The organism is Dokdonia sp. 4H-3-7-5 (assembly GCF_000212355.1).
In the GTDB taxonomy this organism is placed as follows: domain Bacteria; phylum Bacteroidota; class Bacteroidia; order Flavobacteriales; family Flavobacteriaceae; genus Dokdonia.
This window is the reverse complement of the sequence record NC_015496.1, coordinates 2,291,582-2,305,575: the sequence shown is the minus strand read 5'-3', so window position 1 is coordinate 2,305,575 and position 13,994 is coordinate 2,291,582. Positions and strand designations below refer to the sequence as shown.

The 13,994-nt window shown below is 35.8% G+C and carries 12 protein-coding genes; 3 read left to right on the top strand and 9 right to left on the bottom strand.

Annotation, left to right across the window (positions count from 1 at the left end; translation table 11 throughout):
• Positions 1-24: 24 nt before the first annotated feature.
• The 9 genes from KRODI_RS10265 to KRODI_RS10225 all read right to left on the bottom strand — a co-directional run bounded on the left by KRODI_RS10265 (position 25) and on the right by KRODI_RS10225 (position 10,024).
• Complete coding sequence (locus tag KRODI_RS10265; RefSeq protein ID WP_013751542.1) at positions 25-957, bottom strand: glycosyltransferase family 2 protein; 933 nt, start codon at positions 955-957, stop codon at positions 25-27.
• A 1-nt stretch (position 958) separates the two neighbouring features.
• A complete protein-coding gene (locus KRODI_RS10260) occupies positions 959-1,807 on the bottom strand; it encodes a glycosyltransferase family 2 protein (protein WP_013751541.1) in 849 nt (282 codons plus the stop codon).
• A gap of 109 nt (positions 1,808-1,916) precedes the next feature.
• Complete coding sequence (locus tag KRODI_RS10255; protein WP_013751540.1) at positions 1,917-2,756, bottom strand: glycosyltransferase family 2 protein; 840 nt, start codon at positions 2,754-2,756, stop codon at positions 1,917-1,919.
• The gene (locus tag KRODI_RS10250) at positions 2,757-3,632 is read right to left on the bottom strand and encodes an FkbM family methyltransferase (protein ID WP_013751539.1); all 876 of its coding nucleotides are present in this window, start codon (positions 3,630-3,632) and stop codon (positions 2,757-2,759) included.
• Positions 3,633-3,636: 4 nt separating this feature from the next.
• Complete coding sequence (locus tag KRODI_RS10245) at positions 3,637-4,929, bottom strand: polysaccharide ABC transporter ATP-binding protein (protein WP_013751538.1); 1,293 nt, start codon at positions 4,927-4,929, stop codon at positions 3,637-3,639.
• Between the two features lie 3 nt (positions 4,930-4,932).
• The gene (locus KRODI_RS10240) at positions 4,933-5,898 is read right to left on the bottom strand and encodes an LPS biosynthesis glycosyltransferase (protein ID WP_013751537.1); all 966 of its coding nucleotides are present in this window, start codon (positions 5,896-5,898) and stop codon (positions 4,933-4,935) included.
• A 4-nt stretch (positions 5,899-5,902) separates the two neighbouring features.
• Positions 5,903-6,775: an ABC transporter permease gene (locus KRODI_RS10235; protein WP_013751536.1), complete on the bottom strand. Its 873-nt coding sequence runs from the start codon at positions 6,773-6,775 to the stop codon at positions 5,903-5,905.
• Between the two features lie 9 nt (positions 6,776-6,784).
• Positions 6,785-9,235 (bottom strand): GumC family protein, encoded by a 2,451-nt coding sequence (locus tag KRODI_RS10230; RefSeq protein WP_013751535.1) that lies wholly within the window; start codon positions 9,233-9,235, stop codon positions 6,785-6,787.
• A gap of 3 nt (positions 9,236-9,238) precedes the next feature.
• Positions 9,239-10,024, bottom strand: a complete 786-nt coding sequence (locus KRODI_RS10225) for a polysaccharide biosynthesis/export family protein (protein ID WP_013751534.1) — start codon at positions 10,022-10,024, stop codon at positions 9,239-9,241.
• A gap of 272 nt (positions 10,025-10,296) precedes the next feature.
• Here KRODI_RS10225 and KRODI_RS10220 point away from each other — a divergent pair, with 272 nt between their 5' ends.
• The 3 genes from KRODI_RS10220 (at position 10,297) to KRODI_RS10210 (ending at position 13,915) form a co-directional block, all read left to right on the top strand.
• Entirely contained in the window at positions 10,297-12,216 is a 1,920-nt protein-coding gene (locus tag KRODI_RS10220; protein ID WP_013751533.1) for an ABC-F family ATP-binding cassette domain-containing protein, read from the top strand.
• Between the two features lie 61 nt (positions 12,217-12,277).
• On the top strand, positions 12,278-13,057 hold the full coding sequence (locus KRODI_RS10215) for an O-methyltransferase (protein WP_013751532.1): 780 nt from the start codon (positions 12,278-12,280) through the stop codon (positions 13,055-13,057).
• 165 nt (positions 13,058-13,222) lie between these two features.
• Entirely contained in the window at positions 13,223-13,915 is a 693-nt protein-coding gene (locus KRODI_RS10210; RefSeq protein WP_013751531.1) for an ABC transporter ATP-binding protein, read from the top strand.
• Positions 13,916-13,994 lie beyond the last annotated feature (79 nt).

Genomic DNA, 13,994 nt, shown 5'->3' with positions numbered 1-13,994 from the left:
AACACATAATCAAAAATAGTATTACTAATCCCGCACATATTTTGCTATTTTATAACCCTTACCAGTCACAAATCCAAAAATCACAGCCGCCGGGTAAAAGAAACCTTTCAGTCCGTTAGATTTAACAAGTAATAAAGTTGCGCCAAGAATATGTTCTGGCCATTTTCTTTTTCTCGCGATATTGAATGTTAACAACACATGGCTTGATATTAAATATTTTATGAGTGAGGTAGGTGCGATATCTTTTATATATTGGACTGTAGCATAATAATTATCTGCGTTCATAATATCAAAGCGCATCTGATGTTTTTGAGATTGCAGAAAAAAACTTCCATCATGTATCCTCCTATGCGTCAATATTTCATTAATTAAAAATCCATTTTGAGTAAGCAATAACAACCTCACATTATATTGAAACTCGCTTGCTTGATCTTTAATATCACCAGCAAATTCTAGCTGGTTTGCATATTCTCTTTTAACTAATAAATCATTTGTTATCCAAGCTGTTTTGAATTGTGCATAATGTATTGCATCAAGAGTTGAATTCCTTCGATCTATCTCATATGGCCGTTTTAACAAACCAGTATTATCAAAATTTACACAATCTGCTACCACAAAATCATAATTCCCTTTTTTTAAAATATTGATGCTTGTTTCTAAATGTGTAGGTAACATCACGTCATCACTATCAAAAAACTTAACGTAATTACCTTTAGACAGTGAGTATCCATAATTTCTAGAATGGTTTGCTCCTTTTTTTACAGTTTCAGGCCTTATGATATAAGTGAATCTAGAATCTTCTTTAGTAATAGCTGCAACTATATCACTCGTGTTATCTGTAGAACCATCATCTATTATAATACACTCAAAGTCTGTATAGGTTTGATTTATGATAGAACTTAGTGTTTCGCCTATATATGCTGCTCTGTTATAGGTCGCGATTATTATGGAAATCATATTATCTTTGGGCTGCTTTAGGGGTTACTGCATTAATAACACCTTGAATCATTGACGTTATTCTATGACCTAATCTAAAAGAAGTAGTATCTAATAATTTTTGCTTTTCAAGCTTAAGCTTATTATTTTGCTTTATAAATTCCTGAAAAAAATATTTACCATGCTCTTGATAATCCTTTTGGTATTTATCATACATCTGTAATCTAAGTGCTTCATCATTTTCTATTGCCGTATAAGTTCTAGAACCCTCGGTATCTGTATAATTAAAAAGCACCTCCTTCACGATTCCAAACGTATAACCAGATTTTAAAATTCTAATATTTAAATCCCAATCCTCATAACCTTTTATCATTTTCTCATCGTAACCTCCAGCCTCAATTATGGCTTTCTTTTTAAACAAAAGACAGGAAAGTGCGCCATTATTAAGTAGACAGGACTTTAGAGAAATTTCACTTGGGATATAGGGTAATACTTTCTTGTTATCAATAATTCTTGCATATCCACACATAACGGCACCATAATTTGCATCTTCAGCAAACTTTAAAATTGCCTTTTCTAAAAATGTAGGTTCAAAATAATCATCTGCGTCAAGTGTCAATATGAATTCGCCGCGAGCTTCATTAATTGCAACATTTCTTGCTTTCGAAACACCTTTATTTTCTTGATTAAGAATTCTAATTTTTTCATTCCCTTTTGCTATGCTCTGTAACACTTGAAGAGAATTATCTACAGAACCGTCATTCACAACTATAATCTCATCTATAGCAACGCTTTGAAGTAATAAACTATCAATAGCTCTACCTATGGTAGATTGTGCATTATAACATGGAATCACAGCAGATACAAGCATGGCGCAAAACTAAAGGTTTTAAAACTTATTATTTTCTATGTATAACGTTGTTTCGCTTTCGCGAAAGCGTGATAACAACAATCTTAGTCATTCAAAAGTAATTCTCTTTTTAAGATCTTTTCTTTTTTAAAATAAAAGCAAATAATCCAATAATTGAATTTAAAATCTTGAGAAAAAATCTATTGGTAGTAACTAATTCTACTCTTGGATTAATCTTGTTATAAAACTTTTGATGCTGTTTATTTGAGATAAGTAACTGGTCAAAATTAATATCATAGAGATCATAGTTTTCTAGGAGTACTTTTTTACGTTCCTCTTTATGTAACTCATTATATGAAGATGCGGTAGACAAACCACCTTCATAGAATACCGCTATTATAGTATCTATTTTGAGATATGATCTTTTCTCTAAGCATATAAGTTTAAAAAAAAAGGCCCAATCAGATACAATTTTAAGATCTGTTCTATACACACCATATGTTTCAAAAAGCGTACGTTTAATAAAGGTAGCAGCGTGACCTAACGAAGTTCTTTTAAAAAAATTAAAATCAATAACTCCTGGATACTTGTTTGTAAACCCTTCACCCTTACGACCTTCAATCCAGAGATTACCGTAGACAAGGTCTATATCTTTCACTAGAGAATTTTCAACTTTTGAAAACACATTTTCATTATATAAGATATCTCCGCTATTTAAAAACAACACATAATCCCCTTTTGCTTGACGAATACCTTTATTCATAGCGTTATAAACACCACTATCTGGCTCACTAATCCAGTAGGTAAATTTATCTTTATGTGTTTCAATATAATCAAGGCTTCCATCTATAGACGCACCGTCAATAATTATGTGCTCATAATCTTTAAATGTCTGTGCAAAAACACTAGAACAAGTCTTCTCGAGACCAGTCTTATCGTTCAAATTAATGGTGATTATACTTACTAGCACTTATACTTTTAACTTTTTTGCAATGAGGTTAGTATAAGGATATCTCAAACGCATAGCATCCGGAATAAGAGTTTTATTCTCTATTCTATACCAGGAGTAACCCATTTCTATTAATACATTATAAATATCTTGAACCATATAGCCCGCGTTAAATGTATTCTGCTCAGTAAACTCAACCATAACAATAGGAGCATAATTTTCAAAAAATGACTTTCCTCCTAGAAGCGTAAATTTCTCCCACCCTTCTACGTCAATTTTAACTAAGCTTATTTTAGTTTTATCTTCATCTTGTAACTCACTGTCAAGAGTACTAACTGGCACACTTATAGATTCTTGTAATTTATCATCGTGACCAGGCGCTAGTGAATTCCATGCATCATAACCATTATTTGAAATATAAAATTTCATTTCCCCTTTGGTATTAGATAGAGCTAATTGCCTTACATCAATATTTGAAAAATTATTTAAAATTATGTTTTCTTGAAATCTTGAATAGGTTAATGGTGTAGGCTCAAAGGCGATAACCTTACCTGTACTCCCCACTTTTTTAGATGCAAGTAAAGAAAATAGACCAATATTAGAACCTATATCTAAAAATGTATCTCCTTCTCTTAAAGTAGATTGCAAAAAACTCATTTCATCTACTTCAAATCCTTCGTAAATAGGTTTAGATAACACACTGTCTTTATATAGGTTCATCTTTAATTCACCTAGTAAGTTATATTCAAAGAACTTTCCGTCATTAAAATGTTTATCCCACTCTCTTGCCTCTATACTTTTATTAATAGCGTGTCTTTTTACATCCACCCTCTTAATATAATTCTTTAAAAACTTTGCTAACTTATGAGCAACTCTATATGTTATATTTTTAAACATCGTTTTACTGTATCCTATAATTTTGCTCCCAATGTAGAGAAGGCATAATGAGGCCAGGGCGCTCCTCCATATATATTGCGTTAACTCCTTCTAAATTTTGAACTACCAGTTCTTGACCTATATTGTCGTCAAAAACGATCCACCTTCTATTATGTATTCCTATAGCAAGTTTTATAAAGTATCTACCATTTCTCAACAAATCGGCAGGTATAACCCCTTTCACGTTATAGTGACCCGCTTTCATTTGCTCTATACTGTCATTTTGATCATCGTGATAAGATCTAAATAGCAAATAATTAGATGTGCTATCAATCACATCAAAACCTACTCTAAAACCGTCAATATCTTTTAGTAAACTGAAAGAAAACAATACTTCAAAGTCCTTTTCACTATAATAAATTCCATTAGTTGTTCCTTTTTGCTCTATAGCAAAGTTATCTAGTACAAACTCGTCGTCGTCTTGGTTTATGATAAATGCTTTTAGTGCATTAGGTTGATTATCCGAATTATTTTGAAGGTATCTTTCTATACCCTCTTTTGTTGTGCCATCATAAGCGATACTTCCATTCTTTAATACAATGCACCTATCGCACAATTGCTGTATAGTTCCCATATTATGACTAACCACTAGCACCGTCCTGCCTCCTGATTGTGAAATATCTTGCATTTTACCAATAGCCTTTTTCTGAAATTCGGCATCTCCTACTGCAAGCACCTCGTCTACCACAAGAATATCTGGCTCAAGAAATGCAGCGACTGCAAATCCTAATCGTACTCGCATTCCGCTAGAATAACGTTTTACTGGAGTATCAATATACATCTGGCAACCAGAGAACTCTACAATTTCATCAATTTTACTCGAAATTTCTGCTTTAGTCATTCCCAATATAGCTCCATTGAGAAAAATATTTTCTCTACCGGTAAGTTCAGGATGCATACCAGTACCCACCTCTAATAAACTAGCAATACGACCTCTGGTTTTTATGCTACCCGTAGTGGGACTGGTTACTCTTGAAAGTATTTTTAATAAGGTAGATTTACCTGCACCATTCTTTCCTATAATACCTAGTATTTCTCCACGTTGCACCTCAAAATTGATGTCCTTCAATGCCCAAACATATTCTGAGCTAGCAACAGAACTTCTGTCATTAACAGCTCCTACTTGTAAGTATGGATCTTCCTTACCTCTTATTTTGTGCCAAAAACGGTTTAAATCGTGAGAAAGGGTTCCCGTACCTACAAGACCAAGACGATATTGTTTAGATAAGTTTTCAATTTTTAAAATAGGCTTCTCCATAAACTATCTGTACTGTATTAATAAAGTACGCCTCAAAAAGGGATTTTTTTTAATTCCCCTACGTATTAAAAGCCAAGTATTGTGTAGCTGTCTTTTATAAGTTTGTCCTTTAGGAACTATACCCTTAGAATCATTAATACACCATTTCAAAAAGGCTAATAACTTTTCTGAATCTAAATACTCAGGCAAATCATTATTAATAAATATTGGTTCTGATATTATAGAAATATAAGCTTCTTTATCATCATAAATTTCTAAAATATGATCGATTAAATCATCCTCAGATTTATAGTCTTCATAGGATAAAAAACGTTTTTTATTAAAAACATTCCCCACTCGGGGATCACCATAATAGATGGGAATACCTTGACTTTCCAGAGCATCTGTTAATTTCTCTGTCACATATCCAGGATAAGACTGATTTTCAAAAGCAAAAACAAACTTATGTAGCCCAACAAACTCACGCTTACTACTAACCGCCCCCCCTACATTATTTTTATATTTCCCTCCTGAATTTACTTTCTTGCGAGCATTAAGTCTGTCGAAGAAAGCATTGCGTTTTATTCCATTAGGATTTGAGACTACGGTACAGCAAAATTGGTTTTTCTTATTCCAGATTTCGGATGCCTCACTTTTAGAAATCAACTTGGTTAACACTGCCGTCTTATCTAAAAACAAGTAACCATATGCATAATAAGGAAAATAGTATTGTGTACTACTTTTCGAAAATTCAAATGTTATAGAATAATCTGCTGCAAATCTTGGTGTACCCCTATTCTCTGCAGTATAAAACAATCTCGGACAATTATACTTTAGATAATCATTACCATAGCATGAGAAAAACAAAAAATCAGGATCCTCTGCAATTGTTATATCATAATACCCTGCTAACAACTTTGTAAATAGGTTATTCTTTGGATCAAAACCAGACCAGAAGTCTACAAAGTTGAGTTTTATTGTTGGTTTCATAAGTCTATACGGTGTCTACAAAGGTTTTCTCTGTGTGGTTAAACACCACCAATCCAACAAAGAAAGCAATTAGACTTATTAAAAAACTTGTTATAAAACCTCCAAATGCAATATGATCTGCCCCTAGAAGAACGTTTCTGTATAACTCGATAGTTTGTGCCAAAGGGTTTGCCTCTATAATCCACGCATACGCAGGACTTTTTATCTTGGCTTCACTTAATGGGTACATTACCGCACTTAAATACATTAATAAATTAATTCCAAAAGACACCAAAATAGTGAGATCTCTATATTTTGTGGTGAGAGAGCTCAAAATCATTCCAAATCCTAATCCTAACAGTGCCATATTAATTACACAAAAAGGAAACAACCACACTAAGTAAGACGGAGCAATTTGTGCTTCTTTATAGAAAACAAAATAAGCATAGAAAATAACAAAAATGAGCATTTGAATTCCATACTTAAATAATCCAGAAATCACCTTAGAAGCGGGAACAATAAACCTAGGGAAGTACACTTTACCAAAAAGCCCTGAGTTTGCAGTAAATGTAGAGCTACTAGTAGTGAGACTCTCCTTAAAATAATTCCAAAGTGTAACTCCCGCAAGATTAAATAAAAATGGAGGAACAACACCGGTATCAATGTTTGCAAAAGTGTTGAAGACAAGCGTAAAAACCACACTTGTAAATAATGGCTGAATTAAAAACCATAAAGGCCCAAGAACAGTCTGTTTATAGACAGTTACAATATCACGTTTTACAAAGAGAACTAATAAATCCCTATATCGCCAGATTTCCTTAAAATTTAAGTCTATTAGCTTTCCCTTAGGTTTTATTTCGTAAAGCCAGTCTTCGGCATCTTTCATTTTATCAACCATAAACCCTCTCTACTTACGACCTCTTATTAGCCTTCCTAACTTACCTAATAAGCCTCCTCTTCTTTCTTCCTCATGGTACCCGTTATTATAAGTACCATAGCCGTATCCATAACCGTAGCCTGCGCCATAACCATATTTACGCTTCTGTTGGAAATAGTTGAGTACGAAGCTTACATGTTTTATTTGTCCTTTTTCATACTTATCTGTAACCAGACCGAGCATGTCCTTCTTAGTATAACCTTGACGCACCATATATAGTGAAGCATCTACGTACGGCATTAACTCAAATGCATCAGAGACAAGGCCTAATGGAGGTGTATCAAAAACGATATAGTCATACTCTTCCTTAAGCTTATTAATAAACTCATGCATCGCATCACTTATAATAAGTTCCGACGGGTTAGGTGGTATAGGTCCAGAAAGGATAACATCTAAATGATCGATACCTGAAGGCTGTTTTACTTCGTCTAGCGTAGCGTCTCCTATCAAATAGTTAACAACACCTTTATCATTCTCAAGTTCGAAATCATCAAATATTTTAGGCTTACGTAAATCTAGCCCCACAAGCACTGTTTTCTTTTCGCTTAAAGCGAAAACGGAAGCAAGATTCATAGAGGTAAATGTTTTACCCTCACCACTTACACTTGAGGTTACTAATACCGTCTTTGCACCCGTAACTCCTTTCTTCTTGTACATAAACTGCAGGCCAGAACGCAAGCCTCTAAAAGCTTCTGCCATTGCAGATCGAGGATGATCACGCACTACGAGTCCAGAGGTACGCTTACTTTTACCTATCACTCCAAGTACAGGAATGGAAGAGCGTTTCTTAACATCTTCAGGAGTACCTATTTTTGTATCTAAAAAGAAGATAATTAGCACCAAGGCTAAAGGAATTACAATTCCAAAGGTTGCTGCCATTACCTTATTAAGTTGTGTATTTGGACCTATAGGTCCTCTACCCACGTCTTTTGCTTTGTCTATAAATAAGATATCTGAAACATTTGAGGCTTTTATTATCTCTGCCTCACTGCGTTTTGTGGTGTATAAATTATACGCTTCCTGACTTATGGTAAAACGACGTTGTATTTCTGCAAGTTCTTGTTCTTCTTTTGGAAACTGCCTTAGCTTACTTTCTGCTTGACCTATTTCTCTATTTAAGTTTGAAATTTGCGAATTAATCTGAGATTTACTGGATCTTATATTTTCAAACAAGACTGCTTTCTCTGCATCTATTCTTCTATCAAGATCTCTAAAAGCTGGATTACCTTCCTTTGCGGTATATGCAAGATTACTACGTTGTAAGGCAAGCTGGATAATACTTGACACCCCAGCTGTAATACTTCCTTCATTAATAAGAGAAACAGAAGGTGCAGGCACGTTTGTATAATCTGTACGTGTTCTTAAATATTCTTCTAACTGCTTGTAATAAACAAGTTGTCTTGCTAAATCATCTTTCTCGTTGTCTATCGTTTGTAGTTCCTCACTTATTTGCTCCGCTCCTCCGGATAGTGTGATAGCACTATTTTTATTTTGGAAGGAATTAAGATCATTCAATGCCTTATCTAAATCGACATTACTTGACTTAAGACTACTATCGATATACTTTATAGTTTTTGTAGCAAATAGATTCTTCTGGCGCAATTGCTCCTCTGTACGCACCTCAATACTCGCATTTAGGTAGTCTATAAGTCGTTTCTTATTTGTCCCTACAAGGCTTAACTCTAAAGTAGAACTTCCTCGCGGAGTTTGGGTAACTCCCATCCCACGATATCTTCCTGCGGTTCCATTAAAATTACCCATACTCACAAAGTACTCCTGACCTGCGGTAGGATAAACATCTGTGGCTAGCAATTGCCCTTTCAAAAATGGAGTATCTATAGTGTCACCTAACTTAAAAACCTGATCAAAATCTGCAGATGGTGCAGGTACCGTTGACGGTTTAAGCGTGTTATAATTAAATAATGAAGCATTCCCTCCACTAAAGGGTATAGTAAGCCTCATGCTACCATCTCCTTGATCTACTACAGTAATTCTCTTTCCATATAACTGCGGAAATGAGTCATTAAGTTTTAATTGAAAAGGAGTGTATCCATACACATCCTCAATGGCATATTTGCCTTGTTTTTGGTAATTAATGTAGTACTGTAAGTATTGAACAACACGCTCTGCATGTGTTCTAGATTTAAGCATGATAATGCTAGTTTGTACTTTATCTGTAGTGCCACCCCAGTTAAAAACCAAACTTGTGTTCCCTCCAAACATTTGATTTTGATCATCTTTTATAGAGATCATACTTGTCTCTCTATAAATAGGCACTTTACGCACATTTATGTAATGCGCTATAGAGAAGGCAATAAGCAATGATATCACAAATAACCACCAAAAGCTTAAGAGCCTAAACAGGAATCCCTTAAAATCAAAAAAACCTCCGGAGCTTTGTACGTCAAATTCTTCTTCCATCACTTATCGGGTTGCTAGTAATATTACAGAGGCTAGCGTCGTCACTAATCCTAAGATGGTAGTAAATGCCTGTAGCCCGGTAGTACCTATACCTATAGCCTTTTGAGGTAACGGGTTTACTGTTATAATATCATTAGGTTGTATGTAGTAGTAAGGTGACTGCATCACATCTATAGTTGTAAGATCCACATGGTGTACACGTTGCCCTCCTGGATATTGTCTTATAATAAGTACATCTGTAAGGTCACCCGTAAGTGGCACACCTCCAGCATTTGCTATCGCCTCAAGTATGGATACTTTCTCTGCAAGCACGTTTTGAGTTCCAGAGGCTCCTATCTCTCCTACCAGAGTATATCGTATTCCTGGTAGTTTTACAGTAACAAATAAATCGGCCTCATCTTTTATATAATCGGCTAGAAGTCTTTTTTCTATAATTTCTCTTATCTCGTCGGTTGTTCTACCTAAGACATTAATTTCTCCTAACTCTGGAACGCGGATGTTTCCATGAGTATCTATGGCAAAGCCATCATAATAAAAACCTTCATCAAGAGATACGCCTCCATTGCTGGAAGGATTAAAAAAGTCAACCAATTGTTGATCCAATGCCTTCAAGCGGATACTCAATATATCGCCTATTTGTACTCGGTATGGTGGTTGCTGTTGCTGTAGAGATACAATACTGTCTGTAGCGCGCTCTGTCTCGCGCAAATAGGTGATGTCTTTAAGGGGCACACAAGAAGCTGTACTCGCGATAATTACGAGTAAAAGCAGTATGATTGGGTATCTCATTTATGTAAAGTTAGGCATCACAAATATAGCATTTCATCGATAAAAATAAAACGTTCACAGATGGATGCTTAGTTATTAGCTTAAAATTATCAGAAATTAATTAAAAACAATGCTACGCAACGACTTAAAATCAAGTTATTTCTATTTGTAAGCGTTATTTTTGCTTTCGCGAAAGCGTAAACGCATACCCATAATACTAAAAAACTGGTTGACCACTCATGTGACCAACTAATCGTAAATGGTGCAACGTATTGCATCTACACTATTTCCTGATGAATTACCTCTCTGTAGAAAACGTATCAAAATCTTTTGGTGAACATCACCTTTTTAAAAATATCGCCTTCGGTATTAATAAAGATCAAAAAATAGGCTTTGTTGCCAAAAATGGAACAGGTAAAACCTCTCTCCTTAACATCATAGCAGGACTAGAAGCTCCAGATGATGGACAAGTAGTGAGTAGAAAAGGAATTGTAATTTCGTTTCTACCACAAGAGCCAGACCTGGATCCTAATCTTACGGTGGAGGAAACCATATTTGCTCACGATAACCCTATCCTTAAAACCATTGCAAACTATGAGAAGGCACTTCTCAATATGGAGGATGCAGATGCGTATCAAAAAGCGTTTGACGCCATGGAAGCTGCACAAGCATGGGATTTTGAAACGCAATACAAACAAATCCTATTCAAGTTAAAACTTGACGATATGGATCGCAAAGTTGAGCTACTCAGTGGTGGGCAAAAAAAGCGTCTTGCACTTGCTCAAATGATGCTTACCAAGCCAGATCTAGCCATACTAGATGAGCCTACTAACCACCTTGACCTTGAGATGATAGAATGGCTGGAAGAATATTTCCGCTCAGAGAATATCACTTTATTCATGGTAACACACGACCGTTACTTTCTAGAAAATGTATGTAATGAGATTGTAGAACTTGAGGGTGGCGTGCTTTACAGCTACAAAGGAAATTATGCCTATTACCTAGAGAATAAAGATGCTCGTGTAGCAGCATGGGAGACAGAGACTGGAAAAGCAAAGCAGCTTTATAAAAAAGAATTAGAGTGGATGCGTCGCCAACCTAAGGCTCGTACCACAAAATCAAAGTCTCGCATAGACGACTTTGCAGAGATTAAATCTCGCGCCCATGAGCGTCGCAATGACCACACTGTACAACTAGAGATTAATATGGAGCGTATGGGGAGTAAGATTCTCGAGTTTCATAAAATCAGCAAATCTTTTGGAGATCTTAAATTACTTGATCAATTTGAGTATGTATTTAAAACTGGGGAGCGCGTAGGGATCATAGGTAAAAATGGAACTGGTAAAACCACCTTCCTTAATATGATCACTGGCGAGCTAGCTCCAGATTCTGGAAAAGTGATTGTAGGAGAAACTGTAAAATTTGGTTACTACACGCAGAAGGGAATTAACATCAAAGAAGGTCAAAAAGTAATTGATGTTATAAAAGAATACGGAGATCACATTCCTCTTAAAAAGGGAAGAACCATTTCTGCTGGGCAGTTATTAGAGCGTTTCTTATTTGACCGCAAGAAGCAATATGATTTTGTAGAGCGATTAAGTGGTGGAGAGCGCAAGCGCCTTTACTTGTGTACTATTTTTATCCAGAATCCTAACTTCTTGATTCTCGATGAACCTACAAATGATCTAGACGTTGTAACGCTCAACGTACTTGAGCAATTTTTACTTGATTTCCCAGGTTGCCTCGTAGTGGTTTCTCACGACCGTTACTTTATGGATAAGATTGTAGATCACCTTTTTGTTTTTAAAGGAGATGCCGTGGTAGAAGATTTTCCAGGTAATTACTCAGATTTTAGAGCTTATGAGGGTGGGATAAGTAACGCTTTCGCGAAAGCAGAAAAAGAACAATCTCAAATAGAGAATAAACAAAAATTTAATGCCTCCATAGGAGAAACCGCTACCGAAACTAAGTCTTGGAAAGAGGAACAGCATACAGGAACGATAACCTTTAACGAGCAGAAAGAACACGCAAAGTTAGAACGTGAGATTGCAAAACTAGAACGCGAGAAAGAAGACAAGCAAAAACTCTTTTTAAATCCTGATCTTACTCAAGATCAAATCACCGAAGAAAGTCTGAAATTGCAAAAAATCATAGATGCGATTGCCTTAAAAGAGGAACGATGGTTTGAATTATCGTCTAAAATGGAAGGATAAGCAATTACAAACGACAATCTTTACCATAATAAAGACCATACAATAGCTCACATTCTATAAAGTGAACCAGTACAAACACTCCATACTCGCTTACCTAAAATGGCTTCCTAAGACGTTCCACCTTCATGGAATACACTCTCCTTTTATTTTTAAACTAGAGAAGGAAGTATTGAGAGGAAAGTCGGATCCTGCTATTTCACAAAAAATCAATACCTATAAAAAAGCATTACTAGATAATGAGACTAGTATAGAGGTGATGGACTATGGCGCAGGCTCTAGAGTATTTAAATCTGCTCAACGAGAAGTAAAAGATATTGCTAGGTACGCCGGTGCTACACATAAAAGAGTACTATTATTACAGCGACTTATGGCATACTTTCAGCCTAAAGAAGTGTTAGAACTAGGCACTTCGCTTGGTGTTGCAACTGCAGCACTAGCGATTCAGAACACGGCGCATGTCACTACTATAGAAGGTTGCCCCAATACTGCTGCCATAGCAAGGAAGGAGCTAGATGCAGCAAATGTTACTAACGTAACGCTTTGTGTAGGAGATTTTAATGATGAGATTGTAAAACACAATCACAAAAAGTTTGAATTTATCTATTTTGATGGAAACCACTCTAAGCAAGCCACGCTAGATTATGTGTCATCACTCCTAAGCACAACAACAGACAATACTGTCTGGATGTTTGATGACATTCACTGGTCACCAGAAATGACAGAAGCTTGGGATAACATTAAAAAAATGACAGAGATATCTGCGACCATAGACGCTTTTCATTTTGGGATGGCATTCTTTAGACCACAGCAGGCTAAAGAAGACTTTTACATTAGATTATAATTACACAAAACGAAATAATCTTGACCTAGTTTTCAAACCCATAGCGTTCAAACATCTCTCTTCGCTTTTCTTAAAACCTTATAGTTGTTGTATCCGAGATAAATTTTTACATAAATTGTGTAACATTTAGACGTTTACCTCTTCTAATAGCAAACCAAACATTCTATGGGCAACCTTATTAAAATTAGAAATATCATTCGTGACTTCCCATTAGGGACAGAGATTGTTCACGTACTCAAGGGTATAGACCTTGATATTGATAAGGGTGAGTATGTAGCTTTTATGGGACCTTCTGGTTCTGGAAAGTCTACGCTTATGAATCTTTTAGGCTGCCTTGACACACCTACCGCTGGATCATATGTTCTTAATGGACGTGACGTAAGCCAGATGACAGATGATGAGCTAGCTGAAGTACGTAACACCGAAATAGGTTTTGTATTTCAAACTTTTAATTTACTTCCTAGAACCACTGCTCTTGACAACGTAGCATTACCAATGGTATATGCAGGAATGTCAAAATCTGCACGTAATGCTCGTGCCGAAGAGGTACTTACAGATGTAGGTCTTGCAGATCGTATGGACCACAAACCTAACCAACTCTCTGGAGGGCAACGACAACGTGTTGCTGTAGGTCGTGCGCTAGTAAACAAACCATCCATCATCCTTGCAGATGAGCCTACAGGTAATCTTGACTCAAAAACTGGTGTCGAGATTATGGCACTTTTTGACGCAATACATGCCGCAGGTAATACCGTAATTCTTGTTACACATGAGGAAGATATTGCAGAGCATGCACATCGTGTAATTAGATTGCGTGATGGAGTCATTGAGAGTGACACTAGAAAAACAGATAAGTAACTACTTATAAAAAATAACATGAAGCGTCCCTAGGGACGCTTCAATGCATTATATACAGATAGTTTTCTTGTAAAAACCA